Below are 17,120 nucleotides of genomic sequence, written 5' to 3' on the forward strand. Positions count from 1 at the left end.
GATGTCTGTAAAGGGGATCGTAACCGAAATCTACTATCGGATGCTGGACTGGCTCCCGGACGCCCTTGCGCTGCAAATCACCGGCCTGCGAAAGCTCGGTTACTGGATGGACATTGCCCGTCCGGTAAAGCTGAATGAAAAGATAAACTGGCGTAAACTTTACCAAAAAGATCCAAGATTCGACACGCTTTCGGACAAGGAGGATGTCAAATCATATATCCGGGAAAAGGTCGGTGAAGAGCATGTTGTCCCCACATTGTGGTGCGGGGCCGATTTTGACGCAATCCCTTGGGATTCGTTGCCCTATCCTCTTGTCATCAAGAGTACGCACTCAACAGGTGACGTGTTCTTTATCCAGACCCGTGAGGACGTGGACAGAGAGCGCATCCGCACTCATTTTGCCATGTTCTGGGATAACAAAAAGTTAAAAAGATTCAGCCGCTCGACACATGAGAGCAAGAATAAGCGCTATATAATTGAACCGTTTATCGGGGGTGGAGAGGCCCCTGCCGATTACAAGTTCCTGTGCTTCGATGGAAGGGTTCATTTTGTACACCTTGATGAAGGAAGGTTCTCTGACAAGAGACGGAGTTTCTATGATCGGTTTTGGAACTACCTGCCCATACAGAAATCGTGGCCTGTCGCTGATCCGGTTGAAAAGCCGCAACAGTTTGAATTGATGGTCGAGATTGCGGATTGTTTGAGCCAGGATTTCGATTTTGTCCGTGTTGATCTCTATGTCGTCGACGAGACGGTTTATTGTGGTGAATTAACCTTCACTCCCGGGGCGGGTTTTGTCCCTTTTGTTCCTAGAGAGTGGGACACAAAAATGGGGTATCTTTGGAGAATAAAATGAATATGACGCACAACAGACCAAAAATATCAGTCGTCACCGGGTATTACAAACGTGCCGGCGTTGTTGAACGAACCCTTCAGTCGCTACTTGATCAGACTTTCGAGGACTTTGAAATCATTGTGTTTGATGACGCATCTCCGGATGGGACAGCCGAAGCCATCCGGGAGTTTGTGGAAAAGGCAAATGATCCCCGGCTTATCCCTGTTTATCACAAAAACAATATGGGTTTTGTCAATGGTCTAATTGATGCCGTTTCCCGCGCCAGAGGTGAATATATAGCCATTCAGGGGTCCGGCGATGTCTCCTGGCCAACAAGGTTGGAACAGCAAAGCCATGTGCTGGATCACCGGCCGGGAACCGGCGTTGTCGGATGCCATTACCAGAACGTTATTGAAGCAAAGGGCATCCATCGTTTGAGGACGCCGAATGCTGATCATACGACGCTTGAGGAGCTTATCCAGACGAACGTCTTTTCGCACGGCGAAGTCATGTTCAGAAAGGTCTTTTATGACGCGGTTGGTGGGTATCGACCGCAGTTCGAGTTCTGCCAGGACTATGATTTATGGCTTCGTATGATCAAGGTTTGTCGATTCGAGACGGTTAAGGATCTTCTGTATACACGCTACGTCGATTTTGACGGGGTCTCCTATAAGCCGGAGAAATTTCTTGCCCAAACGCAGTTCAGTGTTCTGGCAAAGAAACTTGCTCTCTCATCCAAACGTCAGCAGGCGGAAATTCTGGAAAGAACGTCCCGCCTGACACTTTTTGAGCAAGTGCCTCTAACCAATGCGGCGCTGCAAAAGAAGGTGGTCCATGCCACCCTGAGGGCGGTTGTGTGGGGCAATTACATGCTGGCCAGAGATTTGGTGATGAACCTTGTCGTTTGCCGCAGGATGAAGGCGTTTTTGACCGGCACCATCTTCTTCGTCGAAAAGGCGCCGATTCTGCACCGTGTCCTGATGATGGCGACAGGGAGTTCATCAAAAAAGCAGGAGGTATAGTATGCCGAATATGTATCGCTTTGGTTTACTGATGACCATGGTTGTTCTTGTGGTGACTTCATTCGCCCCTGCGGCCATGGGGGCGTGGGAACTGGTTTTGGATGAACAATTTCAAGACCCGGCCACCTTTGGTGATCGTTGGATTTTTGAAGAAGGTTTCAGGCGTAACAAAGAGCTGCAATATTATATCCCCGGGCTGGGCAAGAACGCCGTTGTCGGGCCCGAAGGCATCACCATTACCGCGAAAAAGCAATACGTGTTGAATTCCCGATATTCGGAAGGGAACAAGTACTGGCAGAAAGCGTGGGCGTCCGGCGAATATACATCCGCATCACTCAAATCAAAAGAGTACTCGATTCGGAACTCCAAAGTCGAAGTTGTTGTCCGCACACCCGAAGGACAGGGGCTTTGGCCGGCGATCTGGCTCGCGGGTGAACGGAAGGACATGTATGGAGAAATCGATTTGATGGAGATAGTGGGACAGAAGCCGAATCTTGTTTATTCGTCCATCCATATGGGGCTGAAAGTCACAGGTCGTACAATCAAACAGGTCAAGAACGTCTTTCCCAACGTTGCGGGTAACGAAACAACCTGTGTGGTTGAACTGAAGCCAGACACCATCACGTTATATGTGAACGATACTGAAGTGTTGTGGGAGGACCGCAATGCGTATGACTCTACTGGGAGGGTTCAGCCTCTTCAGCAGTCTTTTCGGTTGATCCTCAATCTTGCACTGGGCGGCATGGCCAAGGAGCTTGACGAGGGCGTCCTCCCTGCCTCGTACACGATCAAAAGTGTCCGAATATGGAACTGGGTACCGGATTCATCCACCCTGAAATGAGGCATGGAATAGGGGGTGAAGATGACAATCTCGACAGATATGAATCAGGACGATCGCCGACAGTTGTTGACGAGGGCCTTGCCCATTGTCTTGGGAGGATTGTCGTTGGCGGCCCTCTTTTTTACCACATGGGGAACGATTGAAAAACTGACCGCCAAATGGATTCATAGCGAAGAATACAGCCACGGATTCATTATCCTTATCGTGGCCCTCTATTTAGGCTGGCACAGGCTGGTATCGAAAAAGCCGGAAATCAAACCGTCGTGGCATGGTTTGTGGGTTTTGGGTGTGGCTTTTTCCTTTATAGTCATAGGCCGCATCTCTGCTTTTGATGCCCCGGGGTTTTATGGTTTGCTCGTTGCGCTTGTGGGGTTATGCTTGGTGTTTTGCGGTACGCAGACAACGCGCGTGTTGGGCCCGGCCTTTGTATATCTCCTGTTCGCGATCCCGCTTCCCCTCCTACTCTATTTCAGCTTTTCGCATAAGCTGCAGCTGATCTCCTCAACGCTTGGGGTGTTGCCACTCCAGCTTGCGGGTATTCCTGTCTATCAGGAAGGAAACATCATTGATCTCGGTGTGATGACGTTGCAGGTCGTCGATGCATGCAGTGGCCTTCGCTATATTTTCCCGCTTGCGAGTTTTGGCTATCTGGTCGCCTATCTGATGGATGACGCACTGTGGAAGAGAGTGTTGATTCTCATATCCACCGTACCGATCGCAGTCATGATGAACGCGTTTCGCCTGTCAGTGATCGGATTCACCGTTCCCCTTTGGGGCAAGGCCGCTGCCGAGGGCATAGTGCATGATTTTGAGGGGTGGTCGGTCTTTCTCGTCTGTTTGGCCTTTTTGGCGGGTGAATACTGGCTTCTTTCCCGTATCGGTAAACCTGGCCGTTTGCGAAAAGAGTTGTTGTTTCTTCCAAAGGGCACTCTCTTCTCCAAGAAGTCATCGCAGGTATGGCCTGGGACAACCGCATTGGTTGTCTGCCTTGCACTGGCGCTGACCGTCGGACGCGGCATGGTTGATGCCCGTTCGGAAGCCACTCCACCACATGTGCCGTTCATCTCGTTTCCCAAGGAGTTCAAGTCCTGGAAAGGGCGAGTGAGACATTTGGACAGCAAGACATTGGGGAAGTTGAAATTAACAGACTATTTGATGGTCGATTACACCCGGGATGGCGAACCCTCTCCGGTCAATTGTTACATGGCCTACTACGCGAGCCAGCGCATGGGATCGACTCTCCATGCTCCGACCAATTGTATTGCAGGATCTGGGTGGAGAATAGACAACAGAGAAGAAAAATTCGTTGTGCTTGATAATGGGGAGCAGGTGGCCGTTTCCCGGATGCTGATAAGCAGCAGGGGGGGCAAGCAGATTGTATACTATTGGTTTGTGCAGCAGGGACGCAGGCTGACGAACGAATATACTGTCAGAATATACCTCCTGGTGGATGCACTCTTCAAGCACAGGACGGATGGAACACTGATCAGGCTGATAACGCCTGTTGCAAACTCGGAAACGGAAGAAGAAGGGGATGCACGGATTGAGGCCTTTTTGCGAGATGTCGAACCGCTTATACAGACGCACTCCACGATTTTTACAGAGTGAATGGTCTTTTTGTGCAGTCACTCCATTGTCACCCAGAGGCTCAGGCCAAAAAGGGAAATATGTTTATGGTGTTATCAAAAGAGCGTTCTTTTGGGCTGAGTTTTCTGCTTTGGCTCTTCGTAGGGCTTGAAGTTTCAATGCCGGTAATTGCAGGGCGAAGACCGTATCTACCTTTTTTCGTGTTCTGTTGTCTTGCAATCATACTCACAAATAGAAAACATCTTTTGAATAATGTCAGTGTCTTGAGATGTATGCCGGTTGCCGCGTTCTTCATGTATATGGTCTGGATGATGTTGAGTGTCGCATGGTCACATGTTCCACTTGAGACGGTAATACAGTCAACGTGTTTCATGTTGAGTTTTCTCTGCGTGGTTTCCTTTGCGGACGTGCCAGCAGTGATTGTTGCCGACAAGATCGTGAAAGTCATTTGCGGCGTATGCGTGCTGAGTCTGTTGTTATTGGTTATCGCCCCCCATGTGGCCGCTCAATCGACAGTCATCTGGCGATTGAACGGAATCATGATCCACTGCCAGAGACTGAGTCTTTTGGCCGGGATAGGACTTATCCTTAAAGCCGCTCTATGGAAGCACGCCGAGGTCCAACCGACTCAATATCCGCTTCGTTCCAGTTTTTCCGTCCTGCTCCTGTTTGGCACGTTGCTGGCGACACGTTCACGGTCGGTTATGACTTATGTGTTTATCTGTGTTGTTGGTGTTTACTTCTGGAAGAGCCGCGCGCGAGGGAGAATTCTCATGGTTGTGGGGGGCGCGCTGCTCGCGGCGGTCCTCATCTTTTGTATGGACGATGTGCGCACTGTCTATTCACGCCAGGAGTCGAATGATGCAACTTTGACCGGCCGTGTTACCGTTTGGGAAAAAAGTATTGAGATGATTGCGCTCAAGCCTTGGCTTGGCAGTGGATACACATCCTTTTCAAGTGATCTGACCGCTGATTTTTTCACAGAATTTATTGCTCCGCATGCGCATAACACGTGGATCAACGTCAGTTTTGAACTGGGGTTGATAGGCGCTTCCATGCTGACGGCCTTTCTGCTTTTTGGCTTGCTCCATCTTTGGCGTGTGTATCGCCGTGAAGGACAGGTGGGATTTGCAGGAGGGCTGTTGGTGTTTTCGATACTGTGCGGACTCACTGGTGTCGTTTTCGGCGGGAGAGCTTCTCCACCGACGTGTATGACGTTGTTACTCGTGCTTCAGGAGCTGCACTCATATAAAATGAAAAGTAGAAACGAGTCGTTTACTGTGGCAAATGTGAGAGGTTGATTTGGCGTGATAAAGAAAGAAATTCATAAGCCTCGCATGCATGATATTGATAGTGCAAAAGGACTTGCTATTGTTTTGGTTGTTTTTGGACACCTATTTAGCAATTCACATTATACTGATAATATTCAAAATTGGTATATGCATGTGCATTCTGCGATATACCATTTTCATATGCCTTTTTTTATGTATTTAAGTGGTTTTGTGACGTTTTTCTCCGGTCATAATACAATGGACCATCGATATGGTCGGTATATCAAAGCTCAGTCCATAAAACTGTTACTGCCATTTTTACTGATCGGAGTTTTTATTGTCGTAGGAAAGTATGTCGTTAATTATTATTTCTATATAGATCGTGTCCCGGATACATTGGGTGAAGGATTGCTTTCGCTGGTATGGAATACTGGTGATAGCCCTGCTCGTTTTATTTGGTATGTATTCGTTTTATTTGTTTTTCGCGCAGCCACGCCCCTCTTGGATACTTTGTTGAAGGGAAGAGTCTCTTTGATCCTTGCCCTCTCTTTGGTGTTATTCTGGGTAACGCTCCCTCCTGTTCTCTTTCTTCCAAGAATGGGAACGCATTATTTCTTTTTCATCCTGGGCGGAGTGGCTGCAATCCATTGGGAAAGAATAGGACGCCTATTTGATCGATATTGTTTTCTTTTCATGGCTCTGTTCGCAGCCATCTGTATCTGCGAATCCCTTCCGTTCTCTTTTAAGGAGTGGGCCTTTGTCGCTGGGCTTGCTTCGGTTCCGGCGCTGCATTGTTTGATGCGTTTCCCTGTGTTTTCGCACTCACGAGTTTTGAACGCTTTGGGCAACAGCACGTACACGATTTATCTTTTCAATACGATTTTCATCGGACTGACCAAACTGGTTTTATCGCAGTTTCTTCCCCTGGAAGGAGGGGGAGCTTTTGCGGTTTACACCATCGTTCTGTTGGCTGCCGGTGTTTGCGGGCCTCTTTTTCTACGACAATTCGTCTTTCAACGGGTTCGTATATTGAGACTTTTTTCTTAGCGCACACGGGCGGCTCATGATTCATCGCAGTTGGCACGTCGTGTGATCAGAGCAGATGAGGGGGCCTTTTTGGGGAACAGAGGGAGAAAGTGACTCTATGCAGCACAGCGTGTGAGCGCAGATATCAACTGATGGACTCAGGTAGGAACATATTCAGGTTGTGCCCACATAGGTAAAACCACCAGGTAAAAAGGGGTGAAAGATATGTCTCTTTGCAACTCTTTGAAAGTGATTGGCAGTACTGCGGAAAAGGAGGCGTTTCTTGTTTCGCTGTGTGCTGTAGGCAAACCAACTGTCGTTTCTTTCCTCAATGCGCATGCCCTTAATCTGGCCCAGAAAAACATACGGTTTACCGCTCACCTCCGAGAGGCGGATTACCTCTTGCGGGATGGCATCGGCATAACGGTTCTTATGCGTGTCTTGGGGAAAGATCCCGGTCTGAACATGAACGGGACCGACTTGATTCCCGAAATAATTGAGCGATTCAAAGGCAGGAAAATTGCGTTGTGCGGAACGCTTGATCCTTGGCTGGCCAAAGCGGCCGAGCATATCAAAAACGAGATGGGCCAACGCATCATTGTCTGCCTTGATGGATTTCAGGACCACCACGTTTATATTGAAGAACTCCAGCAGAAAAAGCCGGACCTCATCATATTGGCAATGGGTATGCCACGGCAGGAGGAGCTTGCGGACAAATTGGCGCGCACGTTGGATTTCCCCGTCGTCGTCATCAATGGTGGCGCAATTCTGGATTTCATGGCCGAACGGTTCCCCCGCGCACCCGCTTTCTGGCGTCGGATAAAACTGGAATGGGCTTTCCGTTTTTTTCAGGAGCCTTTTCGTCTATTTGGTCGCTATATTCTCGGCGGTTTTTCTTTCTCTCTGCTTATGGTTAAATTGAAGGTCAGGGAAAGAAAGGGGGCGTCATAAGGGGTATGGTTGCCCAGGCCAACGCCTGTTGGCGGCACTTCAGAAGGGGGTACCCGTTGTTCTCTGGGTACCCCCTTCTTTTTGAAACCAGTCAGGCTGTCTCTCGCTTTGGAGAGTCCGGTGGATGTCTGACAGCCTGGAAGTCTACCGCACGTCTTCATTGATCGGCCTTCTGCCGATACTGAAGTACGCGAATCCCGCTTTGCCCATCTCTACGGGGTTGTATAGATTCCGGCCGTCGAAAATGACGGGCGCTGTGAGCTTGGCTTTGATGGTGTCCAGATCCGGGTTGCGAAATTGATTCCAGTCAGTGATGACAGCCAATGCATCTGCGCCGTCCAGCACGGACTCCTGATCCTCGACAATAGTCAGCCTGTCTACCTGGGCAAGTAGATCACATGCCCGTTCGTTGGCTTCCGGGTCAAATGCGCGCACGTTCATGCCCTTCTCCGTAAGATCTTTGATGATCTCTATGGCCGGAGCCTCACGAATATCGTCAGTGTTGGCTTTGAAGGCAATCCCCCACAGTGCAAGCGTCTTGTCTTTTACGCCTCCCTGCGGTGCATAATAATCGCTGATTTTAGCGGACAGGATATGCTTTTGTGCATTGTTGACCTTGTCCACGGATTTGATGAGGGCCGCCTCATAGTCGTTCTCTGCCGCAGTGCCGATGAGCGCCTTGACGTCCTTGGGGAAGCATGAGCCACCATATCCGGCACCGGGGTAGATGAAGTGATACCCGATACGGCTGTCCGACCCTATGCCCATTCGGACATCAGACACATCTGCACCGACACGTTCGCAGATATTTGCAATCTCGTTGATGAATGAAATTTTGGTCGCGAGCATGCAGTTGGCGGCATACTTGGTCATTTCTGCGGATCGGGTATCCATGACGATGATTTTTTCACGACTGCGTGCAAAAGGTGCATACAGCGTTCGCAAAATCAAGGCCGTGTTCTCGTTTTCGGTCCCCACGATGACGCGGTCGGGCTTCATGAAGTCGTTGATCGCGTCTCCTTCCTTGAGAAACTCGGGATTGGAAACCACATCGAACGGAATGTCTTCACCGCGTTTTCTCAATGCTTCTGAAATGAGTGAACGAACGCGATCTGCCGTGCCTACGGGAACAGTGGATTTATTGACAATTATTTTGTGAGAGGTCATGTGCCGGCCAATCTGACTGGCCACGGCCTCAACATGGGAAAGATCGCAGACACCATCGGTTCCGCAGGGGGTTCCGACTGCGATGAAGACGATTTCGGCGTGTTCCAGCCCTTCATTGAGATCCGTGGTGAAATGGAGGCGACCCTGCCTAGCGTTTCTTGTGACGATTCCTTCAAGGCCCGGCTCAAAGATGTGGATTTTACCATTTTTCAGGGCCTCCACGACAGTCGGGTTTGCATCTACACAAAAAACAGTGTTGCCCATTTCGGAAAAACAGGCGGCGGATACAAGGCCAACGTAGCCAGTGCCGACAATGCAGATATTCATTATGAACTCCGGAATATATTTGGTTTAAGTTGAAGGCAGAATGCAATTTGAAAGCCAGTGACAACGTATTCACGGGAATACAGCAAATGGCAGGCCACGCTTCCTATACGTAACATATTCATGCGGTTAGAGGGTCGAGGCGTGTGTTCACGGTCTGTTTCATAAAGCGCTCCTGAAAAAATGGACGAGCCGGATCGGTTGCGATGCAGGCGTCAAGGCTGCAGTGGCGCAGCATGCAAAGCGCCTGATATTCTCTATGCCTGCCAGATCAAAGGAAGGCGTCGCCTGGTTTCCAGAAAAAACAGATACAAGGCCAAACAGGTTCTTTCGGCTGAAGGGTTGTTATAAAAAGAGCAGCACCAGGGGGGCCAGGGCCAGCCGGTAGTAAGCAAATGGCTTGAGAGTCAGTTTGCCTAAAAGCAGGATAAATCCTTTGATGGCAAGGCAGGCAGTGAGGAAAGACACCACGAAGCCGATGGCGAGAAAGACGACATCTCCCTGGTTGAATTGCTGGTAGCTTTTGATCAGGTCATACCCGGTCGCAGCGATCATGATCGGCACCGCTGCTATGAAGGAATATTCGGCAGCGACTGTGCGCTTTGTGCCCAGGATCATGCCTCCCATGATTGTGGCGGCTGACCGGGAGAACCCTGGCCAGAGCGCGAGACATTGGAAGAGGCCAATTCCCAAGGCAAGCTGGGGTGTGAGTTCATCCAAAGAGGTGATGGCTTCTTTTTTCGGATTTCTTTCTACGAAAAGAATCATGATAGCGCCGACAATAAGGGCGAACGCGACAGTCGATGGTGTGAAAAGGTGTTGCGTTATCAGACCATGGGTCAAGAGCCCGAGGATAGAGGCGGGCAGAGAAGTCAGGACAAGAAGCCATATTCCGTATAGGCCGGAAAACCGCTTTTGCGTATCCGGCTTCAGCAGACCGAGAAAGCGGTTCCAATAGAGCACGACCACCGAAAGAATGGCGCCCAACTGGATCACTATTTCAAAAGTTTCAGCCTTGGGTCCCGTGTACCCCAACAGGTGTCCGGTAATGATCAAATGCCCCGTACTGGATATGGGGAGGAACTCCGTGAGGCCTTCTACTATGCCAAGAATAACGGCTATGTACCATGCTGTCATTGGACTATCACTCCTTTGAATCGCGAAAATGAAAGGCACCCCATGTGCCAATGGCCGTTCCGATGATTACGCCGGCGGTGTTTGCCGCCAAATCTCCAAGCGAGCTGTCCCTGTTCGGGACGACGGCCTGTACCAGTTCAAGCAGCCCGCCGAGCAGCAGCAGGAAGGCCGCCAGCAAGATCTTGGATCGAGTGGTTTTGAGGCAGGACGCCTGCAGAAAGGCAAGCCAGGCGTATGCGGAAAAATGGTGCAGTTTATCGAGGTGCCCAATGTGTGGAATCGGGGATCCCGGAAGAACCGATAAAACGACAACCAGACAAAGTGAGATAAACCATATTGGTTTGAGTAGTCGAAGCATCATTATCAGGACCGCTCACTGAGTGCGTCGTGGAGTGGTATCATCTTTTTTCGCCTTATTTTTTGAGAGAATGAAGACGACTTCATCCTCTGGGTTGGATCACAGAGAGGGGCATGCCTCCCGTACGCCTGCCGGCTTTCAAGAATCCTGCACACACGTCTTCCTGATGACGCCGAACCGTGAGCATCCGCCTGATAGGGGGGTGGAATCAATATGCAGCGCCATGCGTCAATGTTTCCCCTCGTTTTGGTTTCAAATAGCGGCGTCATGGTGTGTGTGGGTGTGGTTGTCCTACAAAAGCGGAATAACGGTGTTGGTCAGGATTCTTCGCACAATGGCGGATTGAAAAAGTCGCTTTTCCAGACGGTTATGTGTTTTGGCATATTCTTAGCAGTTTGCGTTGCAATTGCTGGTTCCCGTTGTGACAAACTCAGAATCGGGGGTAAGCAAATATTGCTCCAATCATGAAGCACCTCCATCCAATGTACAATATGAAGATGGGATGAAAGAAGTGAGCGTAAAAGACAGCATTGTTGATCGGATAGAGAATATAGCGTTGCATCTTGATTGGTGCTGATTTGTTTTGAGTCTTCGATTGCTGTCTATACAATTCTCAGGAGTGAAATCAAAAATGAAAAAAAATATATTAAAGTCTCAACAACATCATAAGAAAAGTTTTGTAGAGGCAGGATAGCGTGTTCTGTCTGATGCATGCGGTGATGTTACCTGTTTGTTAAAAAGGGTGCCGCGCCGGGCTGTGTGTTTGTAAATGATACAGGCGATAGTCGTGACGTATGTATAGGCATCATTGATACATCCTTAAATTAGGAGAGTTAAGAAATGGCTTCCTTGAGCAGAGAAGAAAACGATTTGTTCCATACCTGTTTCAAGCAGTTTGAACAGAAAATGGTTGATGACAGTGCTCCAGCCATAGTCATCAACGCCTTCAAGAAGCACCTGGCGCAATTTATCGAAGGGAATCAGGCATGTCTGGCGGAAGACGATATTGCTCCGGTTTTTTCGCACGAACTTCCGTCGTTGCACACGATGGATAGATACAAGGATGACGGTATTGCCGCTCTGCCCAACACGGCCATCATCAAGCTGAATGGCGGTTTGGGAACAAGCATGGGGCTTGATGGACCGAAATCGTTCTTGCCCATCAAAGAGGGCCGGACATTTCTGGATTTGATCTTGAGTCAGGTGGAGTTGATGCGCACCGAGTTTGGTGCGCAGCTGCCGCTGCTTTTCATGAACAGTTATTGGACGGAAGAGCAGACGAACGAAAGACTGAAAAATGTGATCAACGGCGATCCCAATATCCCGCTGTCCTTTCAACAGCATCGCTACCCTCGTATACGTGTTGATAATATGTCGCCACTGCAAATGGAGGGAGCCCCTGAATATGACTGGAACCCTCCCGGGCATGGTGACATCTATACGTCCTTGTTGACCTCCGGCCTTATGCGCCGCCTGCTGCTGCTTGGGTATCGCTATGTGTTTGTCTCAAATTCAGACAACCTGGGCGCCATTTTTAATCCGGCCTTACTCGGGTATATGGTGCGCAAGAAGATTCCTTTCCTTATGGAGGTGTGCGAACGCACCAGCCAGGATCGAAAGGGTGGACATCTTGTAAAACGACTTGATGGAACCCTCGGTCTGCGTGAGGTTTCCCAATGCGCACCCAAGGATATGGACGCATTTCAGGATATCAATAAATATTCCTTCTTTAACACGAATTCCATTTGGCTGGATCTGAAGGCTGTGGAAGAGGCTTTCCTGAAACACAGGGAGTTTTCGCTTCAGCTCATAGTCAACCCGAAACGGGCGATTCCAGGTGATCTGACCTCTCCGGAGATCGTTCAGTTGGAGACGGCCATGGGGTCGGCCATTTCTCTCTTCCCCGGAGCAGGCGCTGTCGTCGTTCCAAGAAGTCGTTTTTCACCAGTAAAGACAATCAGCGACTTGATGCTGACAATGTCAGACTGCTTTCATGTCACGGATCAGGATTCCATTGTCTGCAAGGCTGATTGGCAACGGTTGCCCAATATCAGGCTGGACCCGGAGGTGTACACGACAATTGGTGACTTCTTTTCACGATTCCCTGATGGCGTGCCGTCGCTGGCGAATTGTCGAGAGCTGTCAATTCTGGGTGATGTGTGTCTCCACAGAGACGTGGAGCTTTCGGGCACAGTTAAAATTGTCAACAAGTCAAAGCAACAGGTCACAATACCTCCCGGACGGGCCCTGAGCGGAGAGCTCGCCCTATAATGCGGAAGTAAAATGGGGAGGGGATTAATCCTCCCCTCCCCTTGGTAAGCGGTGTCGTTATGCGTTGTTTGTTTCTTCAAATTAGCCGGGAAAAGACAACGGGCTGGTGGCTGAAAAGTGTAGTCGATGGAATACTATTTCAGCGTGGTTTTCTCGACTGTGATATGCCGGTAGTCAATATCATGTTTTTGTAGCAACTCGTAGAGTCGTGCCCGAGAAAGCCCTGCGGCTTTACACGCTTTTTTGATATCGCCGTCCGTCTTTCGCATCAGATTCAACAGGTACTCGGCCTCCATCTGCGATACCACTACATTGCGCACCTCTTTGAGTGTCGGGGGGCTTTCTGCCTTTGTCTCCATTTCGGGCAGAACAGTAACTTTTTTTGGAGCAGGAGACGAATCACTGTTTTCAACAGTGGTTTTGACAATGCACATGCGCAGTTCGCGGGGGAGTGAATATGGATTAAGTATTTTACCTTCATACGAGTTGGTAACCGAATACGTTATCGTATTGATGAGTTCACGAACATTACCAGGCCAGTCGTATTTTTTGAGGTTCTCTATGTAATCTTCGGACAGTCGTTTGACTGGGACCCCTTGTTCTTTGCAAATTTGTTTGGTGCAGTGAGACGCTATGGGCTCCAAATCTTCAAGCCTTTCCCTGAGTGGTGGAAGGGTGATGAGGCAGGACTTCAGCCTGAAATACAAATCCGACCTGAATGTTCCTTCCTCTACCATTGCATGCAGATCTTTGTTGGTGGCGGCGACAAGGCGGAAGTCGCTTTTGACTTCCTTCTTTGAACTGAGCGGTCTGAATGAGCGCTCCTGTAAAACCCTGAGTATGGATTTTTGTGTGGTCGGATCGAGATCCGCGATTTCGTCAAGGAAGATCGTGCCGCCATCAGCCTGTTTAAACAGCCCTTCCTGATTTTCTTTGGCATCGGTAAAGGTTCCCTTTTTATGACCAAACAAAATGCTTTGAGCGAGCGTGTGCGGGAGGTTTGTGCAATCGACGACAGTAAAGCTTTCATTTTTGCGGTCGCTATTGTCGTGAATGGCGCGGGCAAAGAGCTCTTTGCCTGTCCCGGTTTCTCCAAGGATCAGGGCATTGCATTTCGTGCGGGCCACGATTCCAACCCATCGAAGGGCCTTGAGCAGCAGCGGACTATCTCCAATGATTGATCCCCTGTTGAATGGCGTTTCAGCAGAAAACTTCTCTCGGGCGTCTCTCTGCTGAAGGCAGCGGGTCAGGCATTGTTCGAAATCCACCTGGCTGAAGGGTTTGACAAGGTAATCCCATGCCCCCAGACGGATGGCCTGTTCAGCGGCATCGCCATCCCTGTTTTCCGAAATGACGATGACGTCAGGGGTGTTGGGCGAAGAGAGGAGCTTGGGAATATGCGACAGGTCGTCATTGTGCTCCATGTGTACATCCAACAGTACGACATCATATGAATCGCTCTGTAGTTCTGTAAAACCTTCTTCAAGAGTTTCCACATAAATGCATTGCATTTCAAGACGCTGCATAATCTCCTTGAAAAGGAGACAAAAGTCTTCCGAGTGGTCTATAAGTAGAATTTTTATCATTTTCTTTCTTATTTTGCGGTCAAGTATAGAACTGTTAACCGGCTATCTCGTTGATACCAATTGGTTTAGTGCCTTTTACATCTGGTTTTACGACACGCATTCCATGTATCATACCAGAGCAGTAGGCAAAATGCATTTTCCGTAATTACGCGGTGTATGCATGAAGAGAAATAAAAAGGAAATCATGTGCAAAAAAAGTGATCTTTACACATTGCCTGCATTTCCATCCTGCACTTTGTGAAGACTGTGGCGTCTGGTTTTTTCGGACAGCTCTCGTAGAATAACCTGCCTCTCCCCATTTTAATCCGAAATGGTTGAACTATTGAACATTGGCATGATTATTCCATGTAATCGTTGAACAAATTGTGAGTGAATTGTGAATGATGAGATTGGATACTGTGTACCCAAGGCCCTGGCACTTCGGGTGAACGCGATTGCCAGAGAGGCTGGTACTTCTCCTGAGGCCCTGCTCAAGGGAATTGTGGAGCGGTTTGTCCGTCAGCATGACAGTGAAAAGGAGCGGAGAGCCTGTAGCCGTATTGATATCAGTATTCCAGCTGTGATTTGTGTTGAAAAAAAGGATATTAACTCTTCAATATATCAGCTGGTTACAATCAAGGACATCTCGTCTGACGGTGTTAGGCTCATATGCCCTGGCAAGAAGGTGCGCGGACAGTACGTGAGTGTCGGGGAATGTTCCCTGAGGTTTAAACTTGTGTTCACATTTTCTGAAGAAATGGAGCCGATGAAATTGAAGTGCAGTGCAACCCGTGTGGAATTGGTCAAAGGGGATGTTCATATACTGGCTCAGATTATTCAGGCGTATACGAAGAGCTAGGACGCATCCCGGGGTTGTCGCTGTGAGTGGTGTATTTTGAATGGAATGCATGAACAGTGTTCTGTCCCATTGGACTTGAGCAGTTAAAAATTAAGGATGATTCCAGTGAATATAAAGCGTGCCTTGCTGACTGTTGGGATGATTTTCGTTCTCTGTTTTTCATATGTGTCCATGGCAAACGCCGTCTCAATGGATACGTTTACTCTGGGGGCAGGCGATGTCCTTGAAATATCTGTCTGGGACGATGAGCGATTGACCCGGCCCACCGTTGTCGTGCGGCCTGATGGGAAGATCTCATTTCCGCTCGTTGGAGAACTGCAGGCTGCTGGAAAAACGGTAGAAGAGTTGCGCAAAGACTTTGCCAGCCGCATGGAAAAATACATACCGGATGCGTCGGTTACGATCATGCTGCAACAGCTTGGAAGCGCTCAGGTCTACATTGTTGGTAAAGTGAATCGTCCTGGAGTCTACCTTATGAGTGGGCGGGTAACCGTGCTGCAGGCGTTGGCCCTGGCTGGCGGAATAACTCCGTTTGCAGAGAGCGACGAAATTCTGGTGGTTCGCGTAGACAATGGGAAGCAAACATACCTTCCCTTTGATTATGTCAAAGCAGTTGCCGGTGATGGGTTGGACCAAAACATCACGCTTGAACCCGGTGACACCCTTTTGATCCCTTGATGAAGGTTCACCTCCTAGCTTTGTTATATTCCCCTATAGGCAGCTAAATTCATGCAGATATCAACTTTGCGTTTGCTTTCTGTTTTCAGCGCGTTGGTTTTTCTCTTTGTGACAGGTGCATCCGCATTTGCCGGGAAAGGAGAAATCACCCCCTCAATCATGGTGCAATCTGCATACGATGATAATGTTCAGTACAAAGGAAAATCGGACTGGGAGTTCAGGAGTACGCCGGCCGTTAAGCTTGAATACGGACAGGAAAACTGGACGTTGAGCGGAGGCGGCAGCGCGGACTTTTTCAAATATGCCGAACTCACGGATTCCGACCGGGAGAACTACAAATTATGGCTCGGTGGCGAACGTTATCTCACTGAGAGGTTCCTGCTGAACTTTGAGAGTTCTTTCAGCTATGACCACACGTTTGTCGATGAATATACTGAATCCGGCAGTGTGACGGAACAGGCCCTGCGACGCAAATACATGGTCATGCCGGGCGCGATGTGGAACGCCACGGAAAAAGATCAGCTCTCACTGGGGCTCCCTCTTTCCACCATTCGATACGCGGGCAAGGACAACCCTGACAGTACGACCAGAGGGGGTGTTGTTGGATGGACACACGCTTTGAACAACGAACTGGTGAGCCTCATTTGGCAGGGTTCCTATACGAATTATCACTATAGTCGTTTGGACGGGGATACAAACGAAGACGTGTATATGGTCATGGGCGGCTTAAGCTATAAACCTTCTGAACTTATCGATTTAAAAGGACTTGTTGGACTCGGATATGCTGATTCGAAGGTCTCCTTCGATACCCTTCCCGATATGACCAACGAGGAAACATTCTTCAGCTTTGATCTTTCCGGGACGTACTCCCGAGAGCGGTGGAAGTTTACGCTTGGTGCAGACCGGAAAGTCTCACCTTCAATCTATGGAGAGTCGTCTCTGCGGACTCGCGGGCGGGTTTCGGGTGACTATGCCTTTACAGAGCGATTCTCATTGTATTGCGAGACGGCATATTACGAAACCGAAACGAACGGCCTGATCTCCAGTGACAGGGACCGAACCTATTATGTCAGGCCGTGGCTCAAGTATCGCTTGTCAGAGGACATGACAATACGACTGGAATACAAGTTCACCAATACAAAAGATTTGAGAACGCAAAAAGAGCAACAACAGAATCGGATGGCACTACGTTTTGAGTACGCCTTCCCGACCGATTTTTAGAGAGTTG

Annotated in this window: 15 protein-coding genes; 11 read left to right on the plus strand and 4 right to left on the minus strand. The window is 49.2% G+C overall.

The window, feature by feature from the left end; all coding sequences use genetic code 11:
* The first annotated feature begins 1 nt into the window (after nt 1).
* The 7 genes from SRBAKS_RS11820 to SRBAKS_RS11850 all read left to right on the plus strand — a co-directional run bounded on the left by SRBAKS_RS11820 (nt 2) and on the right by SRBAKS_RS11850 (nt 7,533).
* On the plus strand, nt 2-856 hold the full coding sequence (locus SRBAKS_RS11820) for an ATP-grasp fold amidoligase family protein (protein WP_229591098.1): 855 nt from the start codon (nt 2-4) through the stop codon (nt 854-856).
* A complete protein-coding gene (locus tag SRBAKS_RS11825) occupies nt 841-1,857 on the plus strand; it encodes a glycosyltransferase family 2 protein (protein ID WP_229591099.1) in 1,017 nt (338 codons plus the stop codon). Before SRBAKS_RS11820 ends, SRBAKS_RS11825 begins: the two co-directional genes overlap by 16 nt.
* Nucleotide 1,858: 1 nt before the next feature.
* Nucleotides 1,859-2,698 (plus strand): glycoside hydrolase family 16 protein, encoded by an 840-nt coding sequence (locus SRBAKS_RS11830; protein WP_229591100.1) that lies wholly within the window; start codon nt 1,859-1,861, stop codon nt 2,696-2,698.
* 21 nt (nt 2,699-2,719) lie between these two features.
* Complete coding sequence (gene xrtD / locus SRBAKS_RS11835; protein WP_229591101.1) at nt 2,720-4,306, plus strand: VPLPA-CTERM-specific exosortase XrtD; 1,587 nt, start codon at nt 2,720-2,722, stop codon at nt 4,304-4,306.
* Nucleotides 4,307-4,371: 65 nt separating this feature from the next.
* Nucleotides 4,372-5,586: an O-antigen ligase family protein gene (locus SRBAKS_RS11840; RefSeq protein WP_229591102.1), complete on the plus strand. Its 1,215-nt coding sequence runs from the start codon at nt 4,372-4,374 to the stop codon at nt 5,584-5,586.
* 6 nt (nt 5,587-5,592) lie between these two features.
* Complete coding sequence (locus SRBAKS_RS11845) at nt 5,593-6,603, plus strand: acyltransferase family protein (protein WP_229591103.1); 1,011 nt, start codon at nt 5,593-5,595, stop codon at nt 6,601-6,603.
* Between the two features lie 204 nt (nt 6,604-6,807).
* Nucleotides 6,808-7,533 (plus strand): WecB/TagA/CpsF family glycosyltransferase, encoded by a 726-nt coding sequence (locus tag SRBAKS_RS11850; RefSeq protein ID WP_229591104.1) that lies wholly within the window; start codon nt 6,808-6,810, stop codon nt 7,531-7,533.
* Nucleotides 7,534-7,677: 144 nt separating this feature from the next.
* Here SRBAKS_RS11850 and SRBAKS_RS11855 read toward each other — a convergent pair whose 3' ends face one another.
* The 3 genes from SRBAKS_RS11855 to SRBAKS_RS11865 all read right to left on the minus strand — a co-directional run bounded on the left by SRBAKS_RS11855 (nt 7,678) and on the right by SRBAKS_RS11865 (nt 10,522).
* The gene (locus SRBAKS_RS11855; protein WP_229591105.1) at nt 7,678-9,027 is read right to left on the minus strand and encodes a UDP-glucose dehydrogenase family protein; all 1,350 of its coding nucleotides are present in this window, start codon (nt 9,025-9,027) and stop codon (nt 7,678-7,680) included.
* Between the two features lie 342 nt (nt 9,028-9,369).
* Complete coding sequence (locus tag SRBAKS_RS11860) at nt 9,370-10,161, minus strand: undecaprenyl-diphosphate phosphatase (RefSeq protein WP_229591106.1); 792 nt, start codon at nt 10,159-10,161, stop codon at nt 9,370-9,372.
* A gap of 7 nt (nt 10,162-10,168) precedes the next feature.
* On the minus strand, nt 10,169-10,522 hold the full coding sequence (locus SRBAKS_RS11865; protein WP_229591107.1) for a VanZ family protein: 354 nt from the start codon (nt 10,520-10,522) through the stop codon (nt 10,169-10,171).
* A gap of 837 nt (nt 10,523-11,359) precedes the next feature.
* Here SRBAKS_RS11865 and SRBAKS_RS11870 point away from each other — a divergent pair.
* Nucleotides 11,360-12,790: a UTP--glucose-1-phosphate uridylyltransferase gene (locus SRBAKS_RS11870; RefSeq protein ID WP_229591108.1), complete on the plus strand. Its 1,431-nt coding sequence runs from the start codon at nt 11,360-11,362 to the stop codon at nt 12,788-12,790.
* 134 nt (nt 12,791-12,924) lie between these two features.
* Here SRBAKS_RS11870 and SRBAKS_RS11875 read toward each other — a convergent pair whose 3' ends face one another.
* Nucleotides 12,925-14,376 (minus strand): sigma-54-dependent transcriptional regulator, encoded by a 1,452-nt coding sequence (locus SRBAKS_RS11875; protein ID WP_283816466.1) that lies wholly within the window; start codon nt 14,374-14,376, stop codon nt 12,925-12,927.
* A 376-nt stretch (nt 14,377-14,752) separates the two neighbouring features.
* On the opposite strand from SRBAKS_RS11875, the gene SRBAKS_RS11880 reads away from it, so the two are divergent.
* From SRBAKS_RS11880 to SRBAKS_RS11890, 3 genes are all read left to right on the plus strand, one after another.
* Nucleotides 14,753-15,214, plus strand: coding sequence for a PilZ domain-containing protein (locus tag SRBAKS_RS11880; RefSeq protein WP_229591110.1), 462 nt, complete (start codon nt 14,753-14,755; stop codon nt 15,212-15,214).
* Nucleotides 15,215-15,319: 105 nt separating this feature from the next.
* Complete coding sequence (locus tag SRBAKS_RS11885; protein ID WP_229591111.1) at nt 15,320-15,892, plus strand: polysaccharide biosynthesis/export family protein; 573 nt, start codon at nt 15,320-15,322, stop codon at nt 15,890-15,892.
* A gap of 51 nt (nt 15,893-15,943) precedes the next feature.
* Nucleotides 15,944-17,113: a porin family protein gene (locus tag SRBAKS_RS11890; RefSeq protein WP_229591112.1), complete on the plus strand. Its 1,170-nt coding sequence runs from the start codon at nt 15,944-15,946 to the stop codon at nt 17,111-17,113.
* Nucleotides 17,114-17,120 lie beyond the last annotated feature (7 nt).

Origin of the sequence: Pseudodesulfovibrio sediminis (assembly GCF_020886695.1) — a bacterium.
Lineage (GTDB): Bacteria > Desulfobacterota > Desulfovibrionia > Desulfovibrionales > Desulfovibrionaceae > Pseudodesulfovibrio > Pseudodesulfovibrio sediminis.

Coding starts and splice junctions, on each gene's coding strand:
- xrtD (WP_229591101.1), top strand. CDS start 2,720: ATGACAATCTCGACAGATATGAATCAGGACGATCGCCGACAGTTGTTG.
- SRBAKS_RS11820 (WP_229591098.1), top strand. CDS start 2: ATGTCTGTAAAGGGGATCGTAACCGAAATCTACTATCGGATGCTGGAC.
- SRBAKS_RS11875 (WP_283816466.1), bottom strand. CDS start 14,376: ATGATAAAAATTCTACTTATAGACCACTCGGAAGACTTTTGTCTCCTT.
- SRBAKS_RS11840 (WP_229591102.1), top strand. CDS start 4,372: ATGGTGTTATCAAAAGAGCGTTCTTTTGGGCTGAGTTTTCTGCTTTGG.
- SRBAKS_RS11830 (WP_229591100.1), top strand. CDS start 1,859: ATGCCGAATATGTATCGCTTTGGTTTACTGATGACCATGGTTGTTCTT.
- SRBAKS_RS11850 (WP_229591104.1), top strand. CDS start 6,808: ATGTCTCTTTGCAACTCTTTGAAAGTGATTGGCAGTACTGCGGAAAAG.
- SRBAKS_RS11855 (WP_229591105.1), bottom strand. CDS start 9,027: ATGAATATCTGCATTGTCGGCACTGGCTACGTTGGCCTTGTATCCGCC.
- SRBAKS_RS11865 (WP_229591107.1), bottom strand. CDS start 10,522: ATGATGCTTCGACTACTCAAACCAATATGGTTTATCTCACTTTGTCTG.
- SRBAKS_RS11890 (WP_229591112.1), top strand. CDS start 15,944: ATGCAGATATCAACTTTGCGTTTGCTTTCTGTTTTCAGCGCGTTGGTT.
- SRBAKS_RS11870 (WP_229591108.1), top strand. CDS start 11,360: ATGGCTTCCTTGAGCAGAGAAGAAAACGATTTGTTCCATACCTGTTTC.
- SRBAKS_RS11860 (WP_229591106.1), bottom strand. CDS start 10,161: ATGACAGCATGGTACATAGCCGTTATTCTTGGCATAGTAGAAGGCCTC.